Origin of the sequence: Amycolatopsis rifamycinica, from assembly GCF_000695625.1 — a bacterium.
Lineage (GTDB): Bacteria > Actinomycetota > Actinomycetes > Mycobacteriales > Pseudonocardiaceae > Amycolatopsis > Amycolatopsis rifamycinica.
In genome coordinates this window covers 126,407-148,745 of record NZ_JMQI01000043.1, presented here as the reverse complement: position 1 = coordinate 148,745, position 22,339 = coordinate 126,407, and the positions used below count along the sequence as shown (strand labels likewise).

Below are 22,339 nucleotides of genomic sequence, written 5' to 3'. Positions count from 1 at the left end.
GAATCCCGTAGACGGGGAATTCCGAGGAGCCTGCCATGATGGTCGTCTGTTCCGTTTCCGCCCTCTTCCGCGCGGCTTTGGGCATCGTCCTGCTCGCGCTGTTCGCCGGCCTGGCCCTGGCCGGCCCCGCCACGCCGGCGACCACCCCCGGCTCCGGCCCGGCCGTGTCCACGGCCACCGCCACCGCCACCGCCGAACCCGTCACGCACTAGTGGCTCCGCGCTACGATGCCGGACGTGGCGCTCGACCGGTTCGAAAACATTTCGGGGCTGGAGTACCGATTGTCGGACTCGCCCTATGTCGAGGGCGTATATCGGGTGGCGCCGGACGGTGGGCACGCCGGATTCGCGCCGGAGCGCATGGTGTCCGTCGTGAACTCGAACTGGGAGCTGCTGGTGTGGGCGTCGGACGGCGTCACCACCGTGTCGGTCCGCGGTCCCGAGACCCGGCCCACCGTGGTCCCGCTGGGTGGCGGGCTGGGCAGCACCTTCGGCGTGATCTTCCGGCACGGTGCCTTCCTGCGGAACCTGCCCGTGGGCGGGCTTGTGGACGGCAGCGTGTCGAGCCCGCACACGACGCCGCGCTCCTTCGTGCTGCAGGGCAGCGAGTGGGAGATCCCCACCTACGAGAACGCGGAGACGTTCGTGGAGCGCCTGGTCCGGGCGGGGTTGCTGGTGCGGGACCCGTTGGTGACCGACGTCGTCGCCGGGGAGCGGCCGGTGCTGGTCACACCGCGCTCGGTGCAGCGCCGGGTCGCCGCGGCCACGGGCCTGACGCAGGGCATGATCCGCCGGATCGAGCGGGCGCGGCAGGCCACGATGCTGCTGCGGCAGGGCGTGGCCGCGACCGAGGTCGTGCATCTGGTCGGATATCACGACCAGCCCCATCTGGCGCGGTCGCTCACCCGGTTCGTCGGCCGGACGGCGACCCAGCTGCGGCGGCCCACCACCGGCGAGATGGTGTCGCTGCTGTACAAGACCGACGTCGAGGTGCGGCCGTAGGTTCGCAGTCAGCCGGAAGGGCCGGCCACCAGAACCGAGGAGCACCAGTGGCTTTCACGCAGATCTACGTCAACCTGCCGGTCACCGACCTGGATGCGAGCACGTCGTTCTACCTGGCGCTGGGTGGCGTGCTCAACCCGCAGTTCACCGACGAGACCTCCGCGCAGGTCGCCCTCGGCGAGGTGGTGACCGTGCAGCTGATGACGCACGAGCAGTTCGGCCTGTTCACCTCGCGGCCGGTCGTCGCCTCCGGGGCGATCGAGGCGATCCTGGCGCTGCCCGCCGGGTCGAAGGAGGACGTCGACCGGCTGGCCGACGCCGCGGTGAAGGCGGGCGGGTCCGAGCCGCGCCCCGCTCAGGACATGGGCTGGCTGTACAACCGTGCGGTGGACGACCCGGACGGCCACAGCTGGGAACTGCTCTCGTTCGACGCGTCGGCGATGCCCGGCGCGCCCGCATGACTCGGAATGTCGCCGGCGCGGGCGGTTGATCCTCAGCGCCCGGCCGAGCCGGCAGGCGATCACCCGATCGAGGCGAACCTCAGCCTTCGAGGACCTCCCGCAGCTTCTTGGCGAAGGCCTCGGGCTGCCCGGCGTAACCGAACTCGCCACCCAGGAAGCCGCCGTGGTGGCTGGGGAACACCGTCGCTTCCTGGCCCAGCCGCTCGGCCGTGCCGATCGCGGCCCGGCCGGTGAAGACCTCCCGGGACTCCTCGCCGACGGCGACGACGATCCGGGTCGGTGCCGCGGTGAGTGCCTCGACGTCGAGCCGGTAGGTGCTCACCTCGAGCGAGCGGTCGCTCAGCAGCGGGTCGTCGCGGCGGCCGTCGTCTTCGGTGGGCAGGCCGAACTGGGCCGGGTCCGCCGGTGGCAGTGCGAAGTAGGCGTCGGTGAACTCGCCCGGCCACGACGTCAGGGCGATGAACGCCGCCATTCCGGCGCCGAACCCCTTGGCCAGGTAGACGTCCCGCATCGCCTCGCTGGCACGTGCGGCCGCGGCGGCGTCCGGCAGCGACCCGATGAGCGGCGGCTCGTGGGCGACGAACGTGCTCACGTCCCCCGGGTGGGCCGTGACCAGCGCGAACCCGGCGACCGCGCCGCCGCTGCTGCCGAACAGCTCGACGGCGCCGGCGCCCAGTGCCTGGATGACCGCGTGGATGTCCTCCGCCTGGACGGCGGGCACGTGGTCGTCACGCCCGTCCTTGCGGACGCTGCGCCCGAGCCCGCGCGGGTCGTAGGTGACCACGGTGCGGTCGGTGAAGTGCGACGCCAGCGTGCCGAACCCCTCGGCGGTCATCGGCTGCCCGATCATCAGCAGCGGTGGCCGCGGGCTCTCGGCGGGCGCCGGGCCGTGGACGTCGTAGACGATGCCGGCTTCGGGTGTTTCCAGTGTGTGCGTGGTCATCGGGCCTCCCCTGGTCTGGACTCATCCAAGAGGCTAGACCGGGGGACCGACAATTCCGCCGTGGCGAGGAAGGCGAACGGGCTGGACCGGTACAAGGTGAGAAGGAAGCCCGCTCATGGCCTCGCGTCGACGACGATATCGTGAAGATCAGGCCGGCACCAACCGGTTGAGCGTCTCCAGCGTGATCACCGTCGACCCCTCCGGCAGCCCCTCCGGCCGGTGCAGGCCGACGTAGGTGACCGGCTCCTCCGGCCGCATCCCCGGCTCCCACCCGCTGACCTCGGTGTCGCGCATCAGCCCGGCCAGGTACGCGACAGTCAGGTACTTCCGCTCCACCAGGCCGCGCACCAGCGCGCTCGTGCTCGCCTGGTTCGTCTCGAGCCGGTTGAACCGGGGCGAGCCGGACAGGTACAGGTGCAGCCAGGTCGCCGTCCACGCGCCGGCCCGGTCGCGGGCGAAGACCACCGGCAGGGCGACGCGGCCGCTGCCACGCAGGTCCGAGCGGGTCCGCACGGTGCGGGGCTCGAACGGCGCGCCGGCCTGCGCCCGGTCGCGGAGCATCCAGCCGAACATCGACTCGGCGACGTCGTTGAAGCCTTCCCCGGAGTAGACGTTGACCTGCGGCACCACGTACGCGGCATCGAGCGAGTCCAGCGGGATGTCGATGAACTCGGTCGCCCCGCGCGCTGCCTCGGTGACGTCGCCCGAGTACACCGCGCCGCCGTCGTGGTAGTTGGTCCACGAGACGTGCCCGGTGTACCGGAACCGGGAATCCAGCAGCAGCACCGACAGGTCGAAGTCGGTGGTCTCCCGCGCCTGCCGCCAGTAGGTGAAGAACCGCAGCACCTCGCCCTCCACGTGGGTCCGCGAACCGCGCGGCAGCACGGCGAACCCGTCCTCGCTCGCCTTCCCCGACAGCGGGAGCGCGGCGTCCAGCACGGCCGGGTCGACCACCAGCCGCCCGCCGGACGGCAGGCGGCCCGCCAGTTCGGCGTCGATCAGCTCGCTCACCCGCGCGATCACCGCGCGCGGCAGCGGCGGGCGCGTGTCGTCGGTGACCCACGCGCGACGGCTGCGCGTGGTGAACACGCGAGCGGCGTCCGGCGTGGCCCGGTTCACCAGGTGCTCGCGCACCGAGCACAGCACCCGTCCGGACACCGAGCCCAGCACCTCGCCGACGGCGGCGAGGACGTCGTCGACCGGATCGGCCTGCCGCAGCAGCCGGTCCAGCGACCGCATGAGCAGCCCCGGCGCGGCGGTCAGGACGCCGGCGGCGCGCGAGACGTCGCCGTCGGCGAACGCGCGCTCCGCACGGCCGGCCACCGACGACACCCTGCGGTCGCCGCGGGCGACGTCGAACACCTCGCGCGCGCCCGGGTACGCCGTGGTCTCGTAGGCGTGCAGGTAGCTGCCCAGCCGCTTGAAGCGCTCGGCGAAGCGGGACACGTCCCCGAGCTTGCCCGCATGGCCCGCGACGACCCGGTCGAGCGCGGCGAGCAGGACGCGGCGCTCACGGCGGGTGAAGCTGCGGAACCGGGTCGGTTCGGCCAGCGTGACGTCGCCACCGCTGGCCTGGCACGCGGCGCGCAGCACGTCGACGACGGTGTCGACCGCGACGAGCGGCCGTCCGTCGGCCAGCCGCGCGGCGTTGAGCACGGCCCGGTTTTCGCGCACCGGCACGGTTTCGAGCTCGACGTCGCCGCAGGTGACGGCCAGCTCGGCGAGCAGCAGCAGGTCCGCCTCCCCCAGCGGGGTGACCGACTCGGCCAGTGACCGGTACAGGGCGTGGGTTTCCTCCTCGAGCGTGCCACCCAGGTGGACGACGGTCACCCGGTCCTTGATCGACGGGATCAGCTCGTCGTGCGCGGCGAGCAGGTCGGCGAAGCTGTGCTGGTAGCGGCCGTAGCCCGGCAGCGTCAGCAGGTCGACCACCCCGCTACCGCCGGTGTGGCGCAGGCACGAGACCCAGAATTCGACGGTGTCCGGGACGCCTCGCGGGAACTTCTTGAAGTAGGCGTTGTGCCGCACGTGGTCGCCGACCAGGCCGCGGACGGCGTCGACGACGGCCACGGCGAGGTCCACCGCCGCCCCGGGCTCCACAGTGGACAGGTGGTCGAGCAGCGCGCGGTCGGCCTTGAACCCCACGCTGAGCAGGACGACGTCCAGCTGCCGGGCGACGGCGGACCCGTCGCCGGCCGGTGCGGCGGCGCGCGGGACGCGCAGGGTGTGGCGGATGATCGTCTGCAGCATGGGTTCCCCCGGGTCGGTGGTCGCGCGCCGTGGAGTCGAACCACGTCGGCGGAGCTTATGAGGCCCCGCTGGTTGCCGAACCGCGCGCGGTGGGTTGGCCGACCGGACTCGCACCGGTTTCGCCCGGGGTCACAGCCCGGGGCCTCGTCTCCTTCGGCTTCGGCCAACGTAGCGCGTCCGGGAGTCGAACCCGGGTCTCCCGGGTGAGAACCGGGGATCCGTACCGCTGGACCAACGCGCCGAGCGCGCCCGCGTCCGTGCACTGGTTGCGACGAAGACGAGCGCAGGGGAAATGAGCACCGGCGGAAGGAGTCGAACCCTCTGGCCGCGGTTTTGGAGGCCGCGCCGCTTCCCAAGCTCGCCGATACAAGAGAAAGCCGCCCGGATCGGTTTCCCGACGGGCGGCTCCTCAACCGTGACGTGCACTACGTCACGGCGAGGAGCCCGGAAGGCCATGGCATCGCGAGGAGACACCCGCGGCGGTGCGCCACGCTTCTCGCATCCGGATGCCCGTCATGATCACTCCCGAGTTTTCTTTCGTTGCGGCCATCCTGCGGCACGCATCCGTGCGCGGTCAACGCCTTTTCCCGGCGGGGCGAGCGGTGCCGTCGAGCAGCGCCGTCGAGCAGCGCCTCAAGCCGGTTCCTCCGGCAACGCCGCCAGCCACACGGTCAGGCACCGCTCCACCGCCTGCAGTTCCGTCGCCGAGCACTTCACCAGCACCGCCTCGGGCAGCCGGGACAACGCCTCCCGTGCGGTGGCCAGGTGGTCCGCGCCCGCCGGGGTGCACTCCACGAGGACCCGGCGCCGGTCGAAGCGGTCCTTGCGGCGGCGGACGCGGCCCGCGCGCTCCAGGCGGTCGAGCATTCCCGTCACCGCGCCCGTCGACAGCCCCGTCTCCACCGCGATGCGCCCCGCGGTGACCGGGCCGCCGCGCAGCGTCTCCAGGCACTGGTACTCGCGGAAGTTCAGCCCGAGCCGGCCGGTCACCACGTCGAACCGCGAACGCAGCGCCGTGCCGAGGCGGCCGCCCAGCTCGGCTATCCGCCGCGGGTCCGGTGCCGTGCGCATCGCCGCCTCACTTCCGCAGCAACGCGGTGCTGTGCCTGCCCGCGCGGAACACCGGCTCGGCCAGGACGTCCTGCAGCAGTTCGCTCGTGGTGCTGACGCCGGGGCCGTCGATGCGGAACTCGCCGAGCGCGCGGCGCATGCGGGCGATCGCCTGGTCGCGGTCCGGAGCCCAGACGATCACCTTCGCCAGCAGCGAGTCGTAGTACGGCGGAACCTGCCAGCCCGCGTACGCGTGCGTGTCCACCCGGACGAACTGACCACCCGGCGGGACGAACTCCGTCAGCAACCCCGGGCACGGCGCGAAGTCGCGGCGCGGGTCCTCGGCGTTCACCCGGCACTCGATCGCGACGCCGTTCGGGCGCACCTCGTCCTGCGTCAACGACACCGGCAGGCCCGCCGCGATCCGGATCTGCTCGCGGACCAGGTCGATGCCCGTCACCGCCTCGGTGACCGGGTGCTCCACCTGGATCCGGCAGTTCACCTCGATGAACGCCGCCTCGTCGCCCTCCACCAGGAACTCGAACGTGCCCGCCCCGGTGTAGCCGACCGCCGCCGCGCCGCGGACCGCCGCCTGCGTGAGCCGATCGCGCAACGCGGGCGGCAGCAACGGCGCCGGGCTCTCCTCGATCAGCTTCTGGTGCCGCCGCTGCACCGAGCAGTCCCGCTCGCCCAGGTGCAGCACCGTCCCGTGGTTGTCGGCGAGGACCTGGACCTCGATGTGCCGCGCGTTCTCCCAGTACCGCTCGAGGTAGACGCGGTCGTCGCCGAACACGCCGCGCGCGGTCGCGCGGGTCGTGCGGAACGCCGGGAGCAGCTCGTCCCAGTCGCGGACCACCGCCATGCCCCGCCCGCCGCCACCCGCGGCCGCCTTGATGATCACCGGCAGGCCGACGCGCTTGGTCGTCTCGACCAGCTCGCCCGGCGTGCTCACCGCCTCCGCCGAGCCCGGGACGACCGGCAGGCCGGCCGCGGCCATCAGCTCGCGCGCGGCCGCCTTGTCGCCCAGCCGGGCCATCACGTCCGGGTGCGGGCCGATGAAGACGATGCCGTTCTTGTCGCAGATCTCGGCGAAGTCCGGGTCCTCGGACAGGAACCCGTAGCCCGGGTGGATCGCCTCCGCGCCGGTGCGCAACGCGGCTTCGATGATCATCGCCGGGTAGAGGTAGCTCTTGCGGGGTGCCCCGGGCCCGATCTGCACCGCCTCGTCGGCCAGCCGCACGGCGGCCGAGTCGCGGTCGGCCGTGGAGTGCACGACGACCGTGCGGATACCCATCTCCCGGCACGTCCGCACGACGCGCAGCGCGATCTCGCCGCGGTTGGCGACCAGGATCTTCCGGAACGGCGGCTCGCTCATCGAGCTCACCCCTCGGTCCGCGGCCGGACCAGCAGCAACGGCTGGCCGTATTCGACGGACTCGGCGTCGCCCGCGACGATCTCGGCCACGACCCCGGCTTCCTCGGCGAGGATCGGGTTCATCAGCTTCATCGCCTCGACGATGCCGACCTGCGTGCCGACCTCGATCTCGTCGCCGACCTCGACGAACGGCCGCGCGCCCGGTTCCGGGGCCCGGTAGAAGGTGCCGACCACCGGGGCCACCACCGCCGCCAGGTCCTCGGCGGGCTCGGGCGGGGCCGCCGCCGGTGCGCTCTCGACGACGCGGGTGCCGACCGGCCACTCGACTTCGATGCTGGCGCAGCCGAAGCGCACCACCGCCCGGCTCGGCGTCTGCGGCGCCGCGCGAACCGCTTCGGCGAGGCTGTGGCCGAGGATCGCCATGGCGTCCTCCGCGCCGAGCCCGCCCAGCGTCGTGGCCTCTTCGGGCGTGATCTCGGGAAAAGTCCTGGTCATCGTCCCCACTCCGTTCCGAACCGGCGGAACTTCGCCCGCCGGGCCGCGGCCAGCCCGGCACCGTCCCGGCCGCGCAGTTCCCTGAGCGCGCACACGACGGCGTCGCGCACGAGCAGTCCCGCGCCGGCCGGGTCGCGGTGCGCACCGCCCGGTGGCTCGGGCACCACTCCGTCGATGATTCCCAGCTCCAGCAACGACGTCGCGTCCACGCGCAGCGCCTCCGCGGCGACCCCGGCCGCGGCCGGATCGCGCCAGAGGATCGCCGCGCAGCCCTCCGGGCTGATCACCGAGTAGGTCGCGTTCTCGCACAGCAGCACCTGGTCGCCGACGGCCAGCGCGAGCGCGCCGCCGCTGCCGCCTTCCCCGGTGACGACGCTGACCACCGGCACCCGCAGCCCGCCGAGCACCCGCAGGCACTCCGCGATGGCGCCGGCCTGCCCGGCGCGTTCGGCGTCGAGGCCCGGGTGGGCGCCCGGGGTGTCGATCAGCGTCACCACGGGCACGCCGAGCTTGCCCGCCAGCCGCATCAGCCGCGCCGCCTTGCGGTAGCCCGCGGGCGAGGGCATGCCGAAGTTGCGGCGCACCAGCTCGTCGGTCGCGTGGCCCTTCTGGTGGCCGATCAGCATCACCGGCAGCCCGTCGAGGACGGCGAGGCCGCCGACGATGGCCGGGCAGTCTTCGCCCGCGCGGTCGCCGTGCAGCTCGACGAACCCGTCGAGCCAGGTGATCGCGTGGTCCAGTGCGGTCGGCCGGTCCGGGTGCCGGGCCAGCTCGACGGTCCGGCGGATGTCCTTCGTGTCCAGCTCGGCGGCGTCGCGGATCACCGGGTCCGTGTCGCCCTTGCCCCAGTCCGGGTCGCCCGGCCGGGTCGCGGTGCACAGCGCGGCCAGCACGAACGGCAGCTCCGCACGGCCGCGGACGTCGTCGACGAGCCCGTGCTCCAGCAGGAACTCCGCCGACTGGAAGCCTTCGGGCAGCTGCTGCCGGATCGTCTGCTCGATGACGCGGGGGCCGGCGAAGCCCATGCGGGCGCCCGGTTCGGCGATGATCACGTCGGACAACGTCGCGAACGACGCGGCGACGCCGCCGAACGTCGGGTCGGTGACCAGCGTGATCGTCAGCAGCCCGGCTTCGTCCAGCTCGGCCATCGCGTTGCTGGTCTTGGCCATCTGCACCAGCGACAGCACGCCCTCCTGCATCCGGGCGCCGCCGGACGCGGTGACCAGCAGCAGCGGGACGCGGTCGGCGAGCGCGGTCTCGGCGGCGGTCGTGACGGCCTCGCCCGCGGCCGTGCCGAGGCTGCCGCCCAGGAACCCGAAGTCCATGACCGCGACCACCACCGGCGCACCGCGGACGGTGCCGCGCGCGACGAGCACCGCGTCCCGGCTGCCGGTCGCCGCACGCGCCTTGGCCAGCCGCCGCTCGTACGGCTGGAGGTCGGTGAACCCCAGCGGGTCGTGCACGGTCGCGCCGGGCTCGACGAACTCCGCCGAGCCCGGGTCGAGCAGCAGATCGAGCCGTTCCGCCGCGGTCAGCCGGAAGTAGCGGCCGCATTCGTAGCAGACCTTGGCGCCGCGCTCCAGGCGCTTGCGGTAGAGCAGCGACCGGCAGTCCGGGCAGGACAGCCACTCCTCCTCCACCGCCTCCTCCGGCGGGCGGTTCGTCACCGATGTCGTCATGCCGCACCGTCTTCCTCATCCATGGGCTCTTCCTCGTGCTCGGGGGCCGGGGTGAACGGCGGCTGCCCGGCCAGCGCGCTCCCGCACGCGATCAGCGCCTCGAGCACCGTGCGGCCCGCCGTCCGCCACCGGTCCTCCACCGAGGCACGCGGGTTCACGGCGCGCGGTGGGCCGCGGCGACGCGGTAGACGCCGAACGGCCGGGCCAGGGAAAGGTCGCGGTAGGGCCGCAGCGGCGCCGTCTGCTCCTTGTGCCCGGCGCCCTGCTCCCAGGCGTCGAACGCGGCCAGGTCCGTCCACGAACTGACCACCACGAACCCGTTCTCCGCGTGGACCGAGCGCAGCAGCTCGTCCGAGACCAGGCCCGGCACGCCCGCGAGCCGCCGGCTCGCCTCGTGGTAGGCGGCTTCGATGCCGGCGGCGTCGTCGGCCACGTGGTAGAGCAGGACGCGCACGCCGCCGTCGGTCACCGCGCCACCGCCCAGTCCGTGTGGGCGGCACCGGCCTCGGCGCTGCCGGGCAGGTGCGCGACCACGTGCATGGTCGTCATCGAACCGCCGGACCGGTAGGGGTGCAGCTTCTGCCGGTGCTCCAGGTGCCGCTCGCTGGTCTCGAACTCGCGGAACTTCGGCTCGTCGACCCAGTCGCTGACGATGTAGTAGACGCCTTCTTCGTCCGAACGCGACAGCCACTGGCCGAGGTTCGCCGGGTGCGACGTCACCGAGCCGCCGATCTCCGACCAGACGCGCTCGAACTCGCCGCCCATGCCCGGCTTGATCTCCATCCGCAGCATGACGCGGAACGCGGCGGCCATCACGCGATCCCGCCGTCGACCGGGATGACCGCGCCGGTGACGTACCGGGCGTAGTCGCTGCTGAGCCAGAGCACCGCGCCGGCGATGTCGTCGGGGGTGCCCAGGCGGCCGAGCGCCGTCTTGTCGCTGTAGCGCTGGATCATCTGCGCCCGCTGCTCGTCCGGCATCGCGTCGATGGCCTCGGTGTGGATCATGCCCAGCGCCAGGATGTTGAAGCGGATCCCCCGCGGGCCCAGTTCCCGGGCCACCGAGCGGTTGAGCCCGTGCAGGGCCGCCTTCGTCGTCGTGTAGTGCGCGCGCAGCGGGATGCCGACCTCGATGGACTTCGAGCTGAGGCTCATCACCGAACTTCCCTCGTGCAGCAGGGGAAGCGCGCCCTGGATGATCAGGTGCACCGCGGTGACGTTGGTGGTCAACGTCCGCTGCCAGTCGTCCAGCGACAGCTTCTCGTACGGGACGTGGTTGATGATCGCGGCGTTGTTGACGATGACGTCCAGCCGCCCGAAGTGCGCCCGGCACTCGTCGAGCAGCTCGGTGATCTGCGCCGGGTCGGCCAGGTCGGCCCGCACGACGTGGTGCTGGCCGCCGATCTCCTTCAGCTCGCGCTCCAGGGACTGCGCGGCCTCACCCTCCTGCCGGTAGCACGTGACGACGTCGACGCCCGCCCGGGCCAGCGCGAGCACGACACCGCGGCCGACCCCGCGCGTCCCGCCGGTCACGAGGGCCTTCTTGCCTGCCAAACCGAGATTCATCGCTTCCTCCGTGTTCTGGTGACGTGGTGTCGCGGTTCAGAGCGACAGGCCGAGCGCGAGGCAGTTGGCGACCAGGGCGAGCACCGCGAGCGCCGTGCGCGTCCGGTTCCACCGGCCCCACGCCGGCCGCGGGTCGCGGCCTGCGAAGTCGGCGGGCAGGTCGTCCGGGTCGAGGGCACGCACCCACTTGTTGACCGGGACGTTCTTGAGCAGGGAGATCGTGACCGTGGCGAGCGCGAGCGCGGTCGCGGCCAGGAACAGCGGCCGGGTGCCCGCCGCGTCCGCGAACACCGCGAGCACGACGTCGCCCAGCACGGTCACGATCAGGCAGACCGGCATGAACGGGTCGTAGCGCGTGGCGAAGAAGGCGTGCGCGTGCACGTACCGGTCGGCCGGCAGGCTCCGCAACAGCGGCCAGCCCCCGAGCTGGGTTCCCATCAGGACTCCCGCGGCGAGGCCGTTGGCCAGCAGCACGAGCGGGACGATGACCTGCAGCACCGCGCACCTCCTTCTTCGGTGTGTTCAGACCGCGGCGCGCGCGGCGGCCTCGACCTTGTCCTTGATCAGCCGCATCTGGACCGGGGTGTTGCGGTTGAGCCGGTCCTGCATGGCCTGGTCGCCGACCGGCGCCTGCGGCTTCATCTCGAAGTCCTGCACCCAGCGCATGCGGGTGCCCCCGGGGGTCTCGAAGTACTCCCAGAAGATCCACATGTACTTGAACGGGCCGGTCTCGACGCGCTGCGAGCGCACGGTGTGCGTGGCCTCGTCCGGGGTCCGCGCGGACACCCAGCTCCACACCTTGCCGTTCTCGTCGGGGTGCAGCGCGAGCCGGAACCGGATCGTGCCGTCCTTTTCGGACAGCACGGTCGCCTCGGAGTACTCGCTGAACAACGTCGTCCACGAGGGGATGTCGTTGGTCATCGCCCAGACGAGGTCGAGCGGGGCGTCGATGACGATTTCGTTGTCGGTGTGGCCCGCCATGTCAGACGGCCGCCTTCGCGAGCAGGTCGTTGACGAACGCGACGGCGTCACCGGGCGTGGTCGTCTCGGACACGGCGTCGTCGGGCAGGACCACGCCGTAGCGGCGCTCGACCTGGCTGCGCAGCTCCAGCAGGGCCAGGGAGTCGTAGCCGAGGTCCGAGAACTCGACGCCGGCGATGTCGCCGTCCAGCTCGACGCCTTCGTCGACCCCGGCGCTGGCCGTCATGATCTCCTTGAGCTCCAGCAGGGTGAACTCGCTCATCGGTTACTCCGTTTCTCGTTTCTCACGGGCGGCGCAGGACGAGAGCGGCGGTGAACCCGCCGTGACCGCGGGCCAGGACGAGCGCGGTGCGCAGGTCCGCGTCGCGCGGCCGGGTGACCAGGTCGATGTCGCAGCCGGGCGCGAGCCGCACCGGGCCGGTCGTGTGCGGGACGACGCCGGCCCGCAGGGCGAGCAGGGCGGTGGCGACGTCGAGCGCGGCGCCGCCGCCGTAGAGGCGCCCGGTGAGGGTCTTCGGCGCGGTGACCGGTACCGACCCTGGTCCGAACGTCTCGACGAGGGCTCGAGCCTCGATCAGGTCGGCGGACGGCACCCCGGCGGCGTCGGCGAACACGACGTCCACATCGGACGGACGGACGCCGGCGTCGGCCAGCGCGCGCTCGATCGTGCGCTTGAGCACCGGGGGCCGTTCCGAGCCGGGCGGCGGGTCGAACCCGGCGGCGTACCCGGCGACCACGCCGTACGGCTCCGCCCCGCGGTCCTTCGCGCCTTGTTCGCTCTCGAGGATCAGGATCGCGCCGCCCTCGCCGGGCAGGTACCCGGATGCCTCGACGTCGAAGGGGACGTAAGCGCGGGTCGGGTCGTCCATCGTGGACAGCTCGCCGGTGGACAGCTGGGCCACCAGGCCGTACGGGCAGAGGGAGGCGTCGGTGCCACCGCTGACGACGACCCGCGAGCCCCGGCGGATCAGCCGCCGGGCCTGGCCGAGGACGTCGAGACCGCCGGCCTGCTCGCAGGCGAGCACGCCGCACGGGCCGCGCATGCCGTGCCGGATCGAGATCTGCCCGGTGGTGGCGGCGTAGAACCACGCGATCGACTGGTAGGCGCCCACCCACGACGGTCCGTTCCGGTACAGCCGTTCCATCTCGTGCTGCCCGAACTCGGTGCCCCCGGACGAGCTGGCGGTCACCACGGCCATCTCGAACTCCGGCACCCCGGCCGGATCGAGCGCCGCATCGGCCAGCGCGTCCGCCGCGGCGGCGAGGCCGAGGTGCGTCCAGTGGTCGGTCTGGGGGATCAAGCGACCGGGAATCCGCTCCCTCGCCGAGAACCCGGGCACCTGGCCGGCGTACCGGACGGGGTAGCCGGAGGCGTCGAATCGGTCGATGCGGGCGATGCCCGACTTCCCGGCCAGCACCGCCTCCCAGTGCGCCGCCGCGCCGATCCCGGTCGGGGCGACCACGCCGATCCCGGTGACAACCGTGCTCATCCGTGCCCTCCACGAAAAAGGAATTGTATTTCCTGGCCAAGAATGCGGAGCACTGCTGAAGCCGGCCTGGAACGGGACTCGAAGCCCGGTTCCGCACTCACGCCGGCACCACCGCGGCCGCGTTGACGACCACGGCCAGCACCGCCAGGAACGTCCGCAGCAGGTGAAACCGCCGCCACAGCGGCCGCGGGTCCCGCCACCCCGCCGGAATCCGTTCCGGATCCAGTTTCTTCACCACCCGGTTGATCGGCACGTTGCAGAAATGCGAAACCACCGAAACCGCCAGCAGCAGCACCGCGCCGGCCACGAAAAGCGGCTTCCGCGAATCCGCCAGGAAAGCCAGCACGACGTCGATCGCCGTGGACGTGAGCACGATGATCGGCATCGTCGGGTCCCAGCGCCTGCCGATCAGCTGGTGGGCGTAGACGTACCGGTCGGCGGGCATCGCGATCAGGGCGGGCAGCACGCTCAGCGCCACCGCGAACAGCACTCCGGCCACGACGCCGCTGCCGGCCAGCACCGCGACGGACAACAGCCACGTGATCATGGCCGGACTGCCGCCCCGGTCAGCTCGACGACGGAGGACGCGTCGTCGTCGCCGCGGCCCAGCGACAGCAGCTCCTCGAACCGCTCCGCCGTCCGGGAAGTCAGCGGCAGCGAGGCGCCGTGCCGTTCCGCCTCGGTCGTCGCCAGCCGGAGGTCCTTGTGCATCAACGCCGTCCGGAACGCCGCCGGCCGGTAGGCGCGGCGCCGCATGAAGTCGGCGCGGAACGCCAGCACCGGCGACCGCCAGCCGCTGTTGTCGACCGCGTCCAGCAGCAGGTCCCGTTCCACGCCCATCGACTCCGCGAACGCGACCGCCTCGGCCAGACCGGCCGTCTGGACCCCCAGCAGGAGGTTGAACGCCAGCTTCAGCACCCCGGCGCTGCCCGGCCCGCCCAGGTAGCGGACGTCCTTGCCGAGCGCCGACAGCACGCCCGCCACCTCGTCCGCCCACGCGCGCTCCCCGGCCACGAACACCCGGAGCCCGCCGGAGGCCGCCATCTTCGGGTTGCCGATCACGCACGCCTCGACGCGGCGCACGCCCAAGGCGTCGAGCCGTTCGGTGATGTCCCGCGCGAAGGCGGGCGACACCGTCGAAGTGTCCACGATCGTCAGGCCCGGTCGCAGCCGGGTGGCCAGGCCCTCGAACACCACCTGCGTGACGGCGGCCTCGTCGGCCAGGCTGAGCAGCACCACGTCCGCGTCCGCCGCCTCGGCCGGTGACGTCACGATCCGCGCGCCCGCCTCGGCGAGCGGGGCCGCCTTGGCCGCCGTCCGGTTGTAGGCGGTGACCTCGAAGCCGGCCGCGAGCAGGGCGCGGGCCATGCCGCCGCCCATCATGCCGAGCCCGATCACGCCGATCCGGGAGAGCGTCATGACCTGCTCCCCGCCGGGTGCGTCTCCACCGACAGCTGGGAGACGCACCGCATGGTCGCGTTGCGGAAGTACTCGGCGAACCCGGCCGCGCTGTCGGTCTCGCGCTGCTCGGCCAGGTACGGCGCCAGCTCGTGCTCGACCGTGTGCACCCCCTGCTGGGCCGCCATGTGCTTGCCGATCGCCGAGAAGTCGCCTTCGAAGTGGATGAACCGCACGACGACGTCGTCCTTGACGAACACCGCCGTGCCGAGCAGCCGCCCGGCGGCCTCGCCGCCGTCACCGCGGAAGTCCGGGGTGTCGACCCGCTGGAACCGGGCGAAGACGTCGGCGATCTCGTCTTCGTGCCCGGGCTTGACCCGGTAGCTGATGGCTGCGTACGGCATCACACGTGTCCTTTCTGGACTTCGGAACCACTCGCCAGGGCGGCGCCCAGCGTGCGGCGGGACAGCAGGAAGACGACACCCACGACGACGGCCGTCCCGCCGAGAGCGGCGTAGTAGACCGGTTCGCTCATCGAGGCGCTGAGCCGCACGAGCATGCTGCCGAGCCCGCCGCCCAGCGCGGCGAACAGCCACAGCATCCCGAGCACGCGACCGACGAACTCGGGCCCGAGCACGTCGGCGGCCGAGGAGATGGCGACCGCGGCGATGATCACCTCGCCCGCGGCGTGCAGCAGGTAGACCAGCGCGAGCCACAGCAGCGACACGCGTTCGCCGTCCTCGGCGAACGACGACCCGAGGCACATCACGAGGAACCCGGCGCCCACCATGAGGAGCCCGGCACCGAGCTTCGCCGCGACGCCGCCGGCGTTGGGCAGCACCGCCGCGACCACCGGCGCCAGCAGCAGGATGAACGCCGGGGTCGCCGCCTGCAGCCAGCTGGCCGGGATGCCGAGGCCGAACACCGTCAGGTCGGTGTGGTCGCGCGCGAACAGCGTCAGCAGGGACGCCGAGTGCGCGATGATGATCCAGAACAGCGTCGCCCCGAGGCAGACGGCGAGGTAGCCACGCAGCCGTCGCCGCCGGGTCGTCGTGAGCGCCGGATTCCGGTACAGCGTCACGTACCCCGCCACCGGAAGGACGATGCTCAGCACGCTCGCCACCATGATCGCGGCGGTCGCGGACAGCCGTCCCGTCACGGCCAGCACGGCGACCAGCACCACGGCGGCGCCGAGCACCAGGCCCGCCCCGCGCAGGGCCCGGCGCCGTTCGACGGCGGACGCCGGCCGCCGCGGGCTCATCCCGGTGCCGCCGAACTGCCGCGCCGAGAACACCAGCAGCAACGCGGTCGCCAGGACGGCCGCCGACGCGACCGAGAACCCGAGGTGCCAGCTGACCTTCTCGCCGAGGTAGCCGGTGACCAGCGGCGCGGCCAGCGCCGACACCTGGACCCCGACGTACATCAGCGAGATGCCGGACTCGCGGCCGCGGCGGCCGTCGAACATCAGGTTGATCAGCGCCTGGTGGTTCGGCTTGAACAGCGCGCCGCCCGCGGCCAACAGGATGAGCCCGGCCGCGGTGGCCCAGCCGGTCGGCGCGGCCAGCGCGAGGTAGCCCGCGCCGCTGAGCACGCAGCCGCACAGCAGCGCCCGCCACTGCCCGAGCAGCCGGTCGCCGATCCAGCCACCCGGCAGCGACAGCAGGAACATCACGCTGATCCAGGCACCGAACAGCGCACCGGCGTCGGCCGTGCGCAGGCCGAGCCCGCCGCGGTCCGGCGGCGCCGCGGCGTACAGCACCAGAATCGCCTGCATGCCGTAGAACCCGAAGCGCTCCAGCGTGTCCGTGACGAACAGCGTCGTGTACCAGCGCGGCATCCGGCGCAGGGACACCGTGCCGTCGGCCTCCGCCGCCGTCCGCTCGATCTCCGGCGCGCTCACGCCGCACCCTCGGGCGGGAGGCCGCTGGCGCGGGTGAGCGCCGCGGCGAGCACGGTGTCCTGGTCGGCGACCTTGCCGGCCGAGCGCCACGCGACGAAGGCGTCCGGCCGCACGAGCACCGCGCCGTCCTCCGACACGCCGTAGGCCTGCGCCCAGTCGCGGTCGACGGCCGTCAGCTCGCGGCCGTCGACGACGTGGACGTCCAGCGGCAGGCCCGTCTGCTTGGCGACGCGTTCGGCCGCCTCGACCCACCCGTTGGTCCGCGACGCGGTGAGCAGCACGAACCTGTCCCAGAACAGGTCTATTGTGGACAATCGTCCGCCGTTGCGCTCCAGCCAGACGTGCGGAGCCCGGGTGCCGGGTTCGCCGGCCAGCTCCAGGCCGGGGCTGAGCGTCGGCGCGTCCGGCTGCCCGCCGGTGATCGCGTCGGAGTGGTAGCGGTAGCCGAGCGTGATGATGATGTCGTCCACCAGGGACGCCCGGGTCTCCTCGTCGGCGTACCCGTGCCGGATGCGGTTGCGCACCATGGCCTGGCGGGCCATCGCCCCGCCGACCCCGCGCCGCTCGGCGTCGTAGCTGTCCAGCAGCGGGTCACCGGCCTGGCCCGCCAGCACGGCGGCGATCTTCCAGGCCAGGTTGTGCGCGTCGTGGATGCCCGTGTTGGCGCCGAACCCACCGGCGGGCGGGTGGACGTGGGCGGCGTCGCCCGCAAGGAACACGCGGCCGCGGCGGAACGTCTCGGCCACCAGCTGCGCGCCCTGCCAGGGCACCTTCGCGACGATTTCGACGTCCATGTCCGGCACCCCGGCCGCCGTGCGCACGATCTCGACGCACCGCTCGTCCGGGTAGTCCGCGGGCGTCTCGCCCTTCTCCGGGAAGTACAGCGGCGCGGCCAGCCAGGGGTCGGCGCCGTGCAGCCGCGACAGGCCCAGCAGCGTGCCGGGCGCGGCGGTGGCGTAGCACAGGATGAACTTGCGGTCCTTGAGCACGCTCGTCAGCTGCGGCGCGCGGAAGTACACGCTCAGCGCGTTGAAGACGGTGCCGATGCCGGTGCGCTCGACACCGAGGGCGGCGCGGATCTTGCTGCCCGCGCCGTCCGCGCCGACGAGGTAGCCGGCCCGGACCGTGCTCTCCTCGCCGGTCGCCAGGTCCTTGATGCGGGCGGTGACGCCGTCTTCGTCCTGGGTGAACGACGTCAGCCGCGTACCGAACCGGATGTCGGCGCCGGCGTTGGACGCCAGCTCGGCCAGCACCCGCTCGTAGCGGTCCTGGCCGCAGCCCATCACGCGTTCCGGGCTGACGGTCGGGCCGTCCAGCGACGGCGCTTCGAGCACCTCGGCGTCGTCGATCTCGGCGAAGGTGCGGACCTGGATGATGCCGCCCTCGAAGTACGGGTGGGAGTCGCCGACCTCGAGGGCGCGGATCTCCTCGTTCACCCCGGCGGCGCGGAACAGCTCCATGGTCCGGGCCTGCAGCCCGGGCGCGCGCGGCAGCGTGGACGTGCCGTCGCGCTGCTCGACCAGCAGGGGCGCGACGCCGTGGCGCGCGAGGAACAGCGCGGTCGAGATGCCGACCGGGCCCGCCCCGACGACGAGCACCGGCACTTGGATGTCAGTCATGCGTTTTCCTTTGCTCGCGGCCGGTTACAGGCAGACCTTCGCCAGCTCCTCGAGCTGGTCCACGTCGGACGTGCAGGGGAAGAGCAGCAGTTCGTCGCAGCCTGCTTCGGCGTAGGCGTCGATAGCCTCGCGCAGGCGCGTCTCGTCGGAAATGACGCCGTTCGCGAGGAACTGCGCCTTCTCGCCCATGTAGGAGTAGTAGTCGAGCAGGTAGCGGCCGCCGGCCGCCTTGCGCTCCTCGCCGAGGGCGACGTAGGTGAGCGCCCCCATCTTGGGGGTGTCGGTGCGGCCCGCGGCGGCGAACGCCGCACGGACCTGGCCGGCCTGCTGCGGGTAGCGCGAAACGGGACCGCCGCCGGACACCCAGCCGATGCCGTGTTTCGCGGCGCGGCGCACGAACGCGGGCGAGTTGCCACCGGCCCAGATCGGGACGGCCTCGCCGTTCGCGGGCTTGGGGCCGATGCCGGGCACCGGGCCGCGGCCCGCCCAGATCTCCTTGAGCTCGTCGAGGAGCTGGTCGAGCCACTTGCCCCGGGTGTGGAAGTCGACGCCGGTGGCGAGGAAGTCGTCCTCGCGCCCCCCGGCGGCGACGCCCACGACCAGCCGCCCGCCGGAGAGCCGGTCGATGCTCGCCAGCTGCTTGGCCAGCAGCGCCGCGCTGGGCCAGTAGCCGGCCAGCAGGATGGTCGGGGCCAGGGTGATGCGGGTGGTCGCGGCGGCCGCCGCGGCCAGCGCCACCGTGGCGTCGTAGCTGTCGTAAACCAGCCGGTCGAGCACGGCCAGCGTGCTGAACCCGAGCTCGTCCGCACGGGCGGCGAACTCGACCAGCTGCCGTCCGTCCGTGCCGGGAACGGTGTTGGGCAGGCCAACTCCGATGTCCATGACTCGTCCCTCCTGTCCTTGGTCAGCCGGCCGCGTGCGCCGGGAGCACCGACTCGTCGAAATCGATCCGCTTCAGCGACCACTTGGCCACCTGCAGCGACATGGCGACCGCGTCCGTGGCGTAGCGGAGCATTTCGTCCTGGTACCGCTCGGCCGCCGCGGCGATCGGCTGCTCGCCGCGGTCGGCCGCGAGCAGTTCGCGGGTGAGCGTGGCCGCGTCGCGCACGGCCGTGTTGGCCCCGACCCCGCCGGACGGCGGCATCGCGTGGACGGCGTCGCCCAGCGGGATCACCGGGCCCGGTTCCCACGGCTCGATCGGCGCGGTCGCGCGGACGGCCACCGGGAACGTCTCGGGGATGTCGGCGTGCTCCAGCGCCGCCCGCAGGTGCGGGTGCCAGCCGGCCGTCCGCTCCTGGACCAGCCGCCACAGCTGCGCGCCGCTCAGCGAGAGGAACTGCTCGTCCGGCATCCCGGTCGCCGTGCGGTGCATGGAGAACACCGACATGAAGTAGTCCTCGGTGGACGGCAGGCTCAGCTCCGGCCAGAGCCGCGCGGCCGCCGTCGCCGGTTCGGTCCGGAAGACCATCGGCATCAGGCCGAGCTTGTGCTCGTCCGAGCCGATCACCCAGGTGAACCGGTCCTGCAGGATCTCCGGCAGCTCGACGCGCAGCCGGGCGGTCATCGGGATCCGGCCGAAGATCGTGCGGACGCCCAGGTCGCGCGGCTCGGCGAAGCCCTGGGCCCGGCGGATCACCGAGCCGGCGCCGTCCGCGGCGACGAGCACGTCCCCGGTGTCGACGCTCCCGTCGGCGAACCGCACGCCGACCGTCCCGTCGGCCAGCACCTCGTGGCGGAGGTAGCGCTTTCCGAAGTGGACAGCGTCCTCCAGCCCGGCGAGCAGGACCCGCCGCAGCGTGACGCGGTCGACGGCGTCGACCTTGTCGGCCGCTCCCGCCCGTGGATCGCTCATCTCCGGCGTCCACTGTGGAGCGAGCTGCTCGTCGTAGACCGCCATGCCGTAGCCGTAACGGCTGTTCGCCGTCGCCGTCAGCAGCGCCTGCACGCGCTCGGGCAGGCACTCGCGCAGCGCCCGTTCGCCGTCCGGGCTGATGTGCAGCCGGTAGCCCTGGTTGCGGCCGCGGACCGAGCCGTCGCGTTCGTGCACGGAGACTTCGATGCCGGCCTTGCGCAGGCCCTGGGCCAGGCACAGGCCGCCGACCCCGCCGCCGATGACGACGACCCGCAGGCCGCGCCGCCCGGTGGGCATCAGACCCCGCCGTCGACGTTGAGGGTGACCCCGCTGATGTACTTCGACGTGTCACCGGCGAGGAACAGCACGGCTCCGGCGACGTCGTCGGGCTGGCAGATCCGCCCGAGCGCGGTCATCCCGACGATCCGCTCGACGGCGTGCGGCGGCAGGCCGGCGCCCGGCTCGGTCTCGGTGAGGCCGGGGGCGACGGTGTTGACGCGGATGCCGCGCGGACCGAGTTCCTTGCACAGGCCGCGGGTGAAGCCGATCAGGGCCGCCTTCGACGCGGTGTAGTGCACGCCGTTGACGCGGCCGCGCAACGCGACCGACGAGCCGACGTTGACCACCGAAGCGCCGTCGGCCAGCAGGTCCAGCACCGCCTGGGTGACCAGGTAGGCCGACGTCACGTTGTGGTCGATGAGCCGGTCCCACTCGGCGTCGCTGATCTCGCCGAAGGGGACACCGCCGTCGACGCCGACGTTGTTGACGACGACGTCGAGCCCGCCCCACTCGGCGCGCACGGTCTCCGCCAGCTGCGCGACGTCGGCGCGGCGCGTCACGTCGGCCTGCACCAGCTTGTGGTCCTCGCCGAGCGCTTTCAGTTCGCGCGCCAGGCTTTCCGCCGCCTCGTCGCCGGTCCGGTGGCCGGCGAGCACCCGGGCCCCGGCCCGGGCGAAGGCGAGCACCGTGGCCCGCCCGATCCCCTTGGTTCCCCCGGTCACCAGTACCCGTTTGCCCCGCAGTCCATGCTCCACGCCGCACCTTCCTCCCGGATCAGCAACTTGGCGGTGAGCCTGGCAAGGCGCGCTGAACCGCAACTCGAACCCGGGTGGAGGCGGCCGTTCCAAGCCGGTTCGAGTTGCGCTCCACCTCGCGGTGGAACGGTGGCACGAGATCCGGCCTGGTCACTGGCCGAGCGAATTCTCCAGAAGGGAACCCGGCATGACGAGTACCGCACCGGACGTCAGTACCCCGGCAGGCATCATCCGGCTCTGCAACGCTTTCTGCGATGCCAAGGCGTTGCTCACCGCGGTGGAACTCGACCTGTTCACCACCCTGCACCCGGGGCCGGCGACCGAAGAGGAGATCAAGGAGAAGCTGGCGCTGCACGGCCGCGGGCTCGGCGACTTCCTGAACCTGCTGACCGCGCTGGGCCTGCTGGAGAAGGAGAACGGCAGGTACCGCAACGCGCCGGGGGCCGACCGCCATCTGGTGACGCACCTCCCGGAGTACGTCGGCGGCTTCATGCACCGCGCGAACAACAACCTGTACCCGGCGTGGGGCAGGCTCACCGAGGCGCTGCGCACGGGCAAGCCCACCGCCGAAGGCGACTTCGAACAGGTCATCGCGAACCCGAAGGTGCTGGGCCAGTTCATCCGCATGATGGACGCGCTCACCCAGGTGCTCGGCCCGCAGCTGATCGAGGCGTTCGAGTGGTCGCGGTTCAAGACCATGCTCGACGTCGGCGGCTGCCGCGGCAACATGGCGAGCCAGATCGTCAAGGCGAACCCGGGCCTGTACGGGCACGTGTTCGACCTGCCGCCGATGGAGCCGTTCTTCGACGAGCACATGGCGAACCTGGGCCTGACCGAGCGCCTGGAGTTCCACGGCGGCAACGTCTTCCACGACGACCTGCCCACGGCCGACCTGGTGGTGCTGGGCCACATCCTGCACGACTTCGACCGCGACCACCGCCGCCGCATCCTGCACAAGGCCGCGGCGGCGGTGAACCCGGGCGGCACGCTCCTGGTGTACGACCGCATGCTGGACGAGGACCCGCGGCACGTGGAGAACCTGGTGATCAGCATCGACATGCTGCTGGTCAGCGACGGCGGTTCGGAGTACCCGGCCTCGGAGGTCCGCGAGCACGCCGCGGAGGTCGGCTTCACGGAGTTCTTCTCCAAGCCACTGGGCGACTACGACACCCTGGTGTGGTTGCGCAAGCCCTGACGCTGCCCCGGCTCGACCCCCTGGCCACCCAGGTCAGGGGGTCGAGTCGTAC

At 72.5% G+C, this 22,339-nt stretch carries 26 protein-coding genes and 1 tRNA gene; 4 read left to right on the top strand and 23 right to left on the bottom strand.

Translation table 11 applies throughout. The features are described from left to right. The first annotated feature begins 35 nt into the window (after nt 1–35). From DV20_RS45570 to DV20_RS20385, 3 genes are read left to right on the top strand one after another with little or no spacing between them, the layout of a single operon-like run. Complete coding sequence (locus DV20_RS45570; RefSeq protein ID WP_160169744.1) at nt 36–212, top strand: hypothetical protein; 177 nt, start codon at nt 36–38, stop codon at nt 210–212. A gap of 24 nt (nt 213–236) precedes the next feature. Next, nucleotides 237–1,001 (top strand): helix-turn-helix domain-containing protein, encoded by a 765-nt coding sequence (locus tag DV20_RS20390; RefSeq protein WP_326938498.1) that lies wholly within the window; start codon nt 237–239, stop codon nt 999–1,001. 47 nt (nt 1,002–1,048) lie between these two features. After that, nucleotides 1,049–1,462 (top strand): VOC family protein, encoded by a 414-nt coding sequence (locus tag DV20_RS20385; RefSeq protein WP_043782553.1) that lies wholly within the window; start codon nt 1,049–1,051, stop codon nt 1,460–1,462. A gap of 79 nt (nt 1,463–1,541) precedes the next feature. On the opposite strand, the gene DV20_RS20380 is transcribed toward DV20_RS20385, so the two are convergent. The 23 genes from DV20_RS20380 to DV20_RS20275 form a co-directional block, all read right to left on the bottom strand. Next, nucleotides 1,542–2,405 carry an alpha/beta fold hydrolase gene (locus tag DV20_RS20380; protein WP_043782552.1) on the bottom strand — a complete coding sequence of 288 codons (864 nt, stop codon included), beginning with the start codon at nt 2,403–2,405 and terminating at the stop codon, nt 1,542–1,544. A 147-nt stretch (nt 2,406–2,552) separates the two neighbouring features. Beyond that, nucleotides 2,553–4,655, bottom strand: a complete 2,103-nt coding sequence (locus DV20_RS20375; protein WP_043782549.1) for a TerD family protein — start codon at nt 4,653–4,655, stop codon at nt 2,553–2,555. 169 nt (nt 4,656–4,824) lie between these two features. Beyond that, nucleotides 4,825–4,896: transfer RNA gene (locus DV20_RS20370), tRNA-Glu, on the bottom strand. Nucleotides 4,897–5,288: 392 nt separating this feature from the next. Continuing rightward, nucleotides 5,289–5,726, bottom strand: a complete 438-nt coding sequence (locus DV20_RS47025) for a MarR family winged helix-turn-helix transcriptional regulator (protein ID WP_043782547.1) — start codon at nt 5,724–5,726, stop codon at nt 5,289–5,291. Nucleotides 5,727–5,733: 7 nt separating this feature from the next. After that, a complete protein-coding gene (locus DV20_RS20360) occupies nt 5,734–7,080 on the bottom strand; it encodes an acetyl-CoA carboxylase biotin carboxylase subunit (RefSeq protein WP_043782545.1) in 1,347 nt (448 codons plus the stop codon). Nucleotides 7,081–7,085: 5 nt separating this feature from the next. Beyond that, nucleotides 7,086–7,574 carry an acetyl-CoA carboxylase biotin carboxyl carrier protein gene (locus DV20_RS20355; protein WP_051736060.1) on the bottom strand — a complete coding sequence of 163 codons (489 nt, stop codon included), beginning with the start codon at nt 7,572–7,574 and terminating at the stop codon, nt 7,086–7,088. Further along, nucleotides 7,571–9,253, bottom strand: a complete 1,683-nt coding sequence (locus DV20_RS20350; protein ID WP_043782543.1) for an acetyl-CoA carboxylase carboxyl transferase subunit — start codon at nt 9,251–9,253, stop codon at nt 7,571–7,573. The genes DV20_RS20355 and DV20_RS20350 overlap by 4 nt, the downstream gene beginning before the upstream one ends. Next, nucleotides 9,250–9,393 (bottom strand): hypothetical protein, encoded by a 144-nt coding sequence (locus DV20_RS45565; RefSeq protein ID WP_160169743.1) that lies wholly within the window; start codon nt 9,391–9,393, stop codon nt 9,250–9,252. The genes DV20_RS20350 and DV20_RS45565 overlap by 4 nt, the downstream gene beginning before the upstream one ends. A 14-nt stretch (nt 9,394–9,407) precedes the next feature. Then, nucleotides 9,408–9,722 carry an antibiotic biosynthesis monooxygenase family protein gene (locus DV20_RS20345; protein ID WP_063607819.1) on the bottom strand — a complete coding sequence of 105 codons (315 nt, stop codon included), beginning with the start codon at nt 9,720–9,722 and terminating at the stop codon, nt 9,408–9,410. Further along, nucleotides 9,719–10,066 (bottom strand): antibiotic biosynthesis monooxygenase family protein, encoded by a 348-nt coding sequence (locus DV20_RS20340; protein WP_043782542.1) that lies wholly within the window; start codon nt 10,064–10,066, stop codon nt 9,719–9,721. Before DV20_RS20340 ends, DV20_RS20345 begins: the two co-directional genes overlap by 4 nt. Further along, nucleotides 10,066–10,818, bottom strand: a complete 753-nt coding sequence (locus DV20_RS20335; RefSeq protein WP_043782541.1) for an SDR family NAD(P)-dependent oxidoreductase — start codon at nt 10,816–10,818, stop codon at nt 10,066–10,068. Before DV20_RS20335 ends, DV20_RS20340 begins: the two co-directional genes overlap by 1 nt. A gap of 36 nt (nt 10,819–10,854) precedes the next feature. Next, nucleotides 10,855–11,316, bottom strand: a complete 462-nt coding sequence (locus DV20_RS20330) for a DUF1772 domain-containing protein (RefSeq protein WP_043782538.1) — start codon at nt 11,314–11,316, stop codon at nt 10,855–10,857. 24 nt (nt 11,317–11,340) lie between these two features. Beyond that, nucleotides 11,341–11,799 carry an SRPBCC family protein gene (locus DV20_RS20325; RefSeq protein ID WP_043782536.1) on the bottom strand — a complete coding sequence of 153 codons (459 nt, stop codon included), beginning with the start codon at nt 11,797–11,799 and terminating at the stop codon, nt 11,341–11,343. A 1-nt stretch (nt 11,800) separates the two neighbouring features. Next, nucleotides 11,801–12,061 carry an acyl carrier protein gene (locus DV20_RS20320; RefSeq protein ID WP_043782534.1) on the bottom strand — a complete coding sequence of 87 codons (261 nt, stop codon included), beginning with the start codon at nt 12,059–12,061 and terminating at the stop codon, nt 11,801–11,803. Nucleotides 12,062–12,083: 22 nt separating this feature from the next. Further along, nucleotides 12,084–13,289, bottom strand: a complete 1,206-nt coding sequence (locus DV20_RS20315; protein WP_043782532.1) for a ketosynthase chain-length factor — start codon at nt 13,287–13,289, stop codon at nt 12,084–12,086. Between the two features lie 97 nt (nt 13,290–13,386). Beyond that, nucleotides 13,387–13,836 (bottom strand): anthrone oxygenase family protein, encoded by a 450-nt coding sequence (locus tag DV20_RS20310; protein ID WP_043782530.1) that lies wholly within the window; start codon nt 13,834–13,836, stop codon nt 13,387–13,389. Next, a complete protein-coding gene (locus DV20_RS20305) occupies nt 13,833–14,708 on the bottom strand; it encodes an NAD(P)-dependent oxidoreductase (RefSeq protein WP_043782528.1) in 876 nt (291 codons plus the stop codon). Before DV20_RS20305 ends, DV20_RS20310 begins: the two co-directional genes overlap by 4 nt. Next, nucleotides 14,705–15,091, bottom strand: a complete 387-nt coding sequence (locus DV20_RS20300; protein ID WP_043782526.1) for a SchA/CurD-like domain-containing protein — start codon at nt 15,089–15,091, stop codon at nt 14,705–14,707. Before DV20_RS20300 ends, DV20_RS20305 begins: the two co-directional genes overlap by 4 nt. After that, a complete protein-coding gene (locus DV20_RS20295) occupies nt 15,091–16,587 on the bottom strand; it encodes a peptide MFS transporter (protein ID WP_051736059.1) in 1,497 nt (498 codons plus the stop codon). Before DV20_RS20295 ends, DV20_RS20300 begins: the two co-directional genes overlap by 1 nt. Then, on the bottom strand, nt 16,584–18,206 hold the full coding sequence (locus tag DV20_RS20290) for an FAD-dependent oxidoreductase (RefSeq protein ID WP_043782525.1): 1,623 nt from the start codon (nt 18,204–18,206) through the stop codon (nt 16,584–16,586). Before DV20_RS20290 ends, DV20_RS20295 begins: the two co-directional genes overlap by 4 nt. A 24-nt stretch (nt 18,207–18,230) precedes the next feature. Further along, nucleotides 18,231–19,088 carry an LLM class flavin-dependent oxidoreductase gene (locus DV20_RS20285; protein WP_043782524.1) on the bottom strand — a complete coding sequence of 286 codons (858 nt, stop codon included), beginning with the start codon at nt 19,086–19,088 and terminating at the stop codon, nt 18,231–18,233. A gap of 22 nt (nt 19,089–19,110) precedes the next feature. Beyond that, entirely contained in the window at nt 19,111–20,355 is a 1,245-nt protein-coding gene (locus DV20_RS20280) for an FAD-dependent oxidoreductase (RefSeq protein WP_043782523.1), read from the bottom strand. Continuing rightward, nucleotides 20,355–21,092, bottom strand: coding sequence for an SDR family NAD(P)-dependent oxidoreductase (locus DV20_RS20275; RefSeq protein WP_043782522.1), 738 nt, complete (start codon nt 21,090–21,092; stop codon nt 20,355–20,357). Before DV20_RS20275 ends, DV20_RS20280 begins: the two co-directional genes overlap by 1 nt. Nucleotides 21,093–21,279: 187 nt before the next feature. On the opposite strand from DV20_RS20275, the gene DV20_RS20270 reads away from it, so the two are divergent. Continuing rightward, nucleotides 21,280–22,287, top strand: coding sequence for a methyltransferase (locus tag DV20_RS20270; protein ID WP_043782520.1), 1,008 nt, complete (start codon nt 21,280–21,282; stop codon nt 22,285–22,287). Nucleotides 22,288–22,339 lie beyond the last annotated feature (52 nt).

Bases quoted from the DNA above. Each gene is read 5' to 3' on its own strand.
- DV20_RS20310 (WP_043782530.1), bottom strand. From the start codon at position 13,836: ATGATCACGTGGCTGTTGTCCGTCGCGGTGCTGGCCGGCAGCGGCGTC.
- DV20_RS20270 (WP_043782520.1), top strand. From the start codon at position 21,280: ATGACGAGTACCGCACCGGACGTCAGTACCCCGGCAGGCATCATCCGG.
- DV20_RS20285 (WP_043782524.1), bottom strand. From the start codon at position 19,088: ATGGACATCGGAGTTGGCCTGCCCAACACCGTTCCCGGCACGGACGGA.
- DV20_RS20360 (WP_043782545.1), bottom strand. From the start codon at position 7,080: ATGAGCGAGCCGCCGTTCCGGAAGATCCTGGTCGCCAACCGCGGCGAG.
- DV20_RS20350 (WP_043782543.1), bottom strand. From the start codon at position 9,253: ATGACGACATCGGTGACGAACCGCCCGCCGGAGGAGGCGGTGGAGGAG.
- DV20_RS20325 (WP_043782536.1), bottom strand. From the start codon at position 11,799: ATGGCGGGCCACACCGACAACGAAATCGTCATCGACGCCCCGCTCGAC.
- DV20_RS20340 (WP_043782542.1), bottom strand. From the start codon at position 10,066: ATGGCCGCCGCGTTCCGCGTCATGCTGCGGATGGAGATCAAGCCGGGC.
- DV20_RS20335 (WP_043782541.1), bottom strand. From the start codon at position 10,818: ATGAATCTCGGTTTGGCAGGCAAGAAGGCCCTCGTGACCGGCGGGACG.
- DV20_RS20315 (WP_043782532.1), bottom strand. From the start codon at position 13,289: ATGAGCACGGTTGTCACCGGGATCGGCGTGGTCGCCCCGACCGGGATC.
- DV20_RS45570 (WP_160169744.1), top strand. From the start codon at position 36: ATGATGGTCGTCTGTTCCGTTTCCGCCCTCTTCCGCGCGGCTTTGGGC.
- DV20_RS47025 (WP_043782547.1), bottom strand. From the start codon at position 5,726: ATGCGCACGGCACCGGACCCGCGGCGGATAGCCGAGCTGGGCGGCCGC.
- DV20_RS20305 (WP_043782528.1), bottom strand. From the start codon at position 14,708: ATGACGCTCTCCCGGATCGGCGTGATCGGGCTCGGCATGATGGGCGGC.
- DV20_RS20380 (WP_043782552.1), bottom strand. From the start codon at position 2,405: ATGACCACGCACACACTGGAAACACCCGAAGCCGGCATCGTCTACGAC.
- DV20_RS20300 (WP_043782526.1), bottom strand. From the start codon at position 15,091: ATGCCGTACGCAGCCATCAGCTACCGGGTCAAGCCCGGGCACGAAGAC.
- DV20_RS20280 (WP_043782523.1), bottom strand. From the start codon at position 20,355: ATGCCCACCGGGCGGCGCGGCCTGCGGGTCGTCGTCATCGGCGGCGGG.
- DV20_RS20375 (WP_043782549.1), bottom strand. From the start codon at position 4,655: ATGCTGCAGACGATCATCCGCCACACCCTGCGCGTCCCGCGCGCCGCC.
- DV20_RS20290 (WP_043782525.1), bottom strand. From the start codon at position 18,206: ATGACTGACATCCAAGTGCCGGTGCTCGTCGTCGGGGCGGGCCCGGTC.
- DV20_RS20320 (WP_043782534.1), bottom strand. From the start codon at position 12,061: ATGAGCGAGTTCACCCTGCTGGAGCTCAAGGAGATCATGACGGCCAGC.
- DV20_RS20355 (WP_051736060.1), bottom strand. From the start codon at position 7,574: ATGACCAGGACTTTTCCCGAGATCACGCCCGAAGAGGCCACGACGCTG.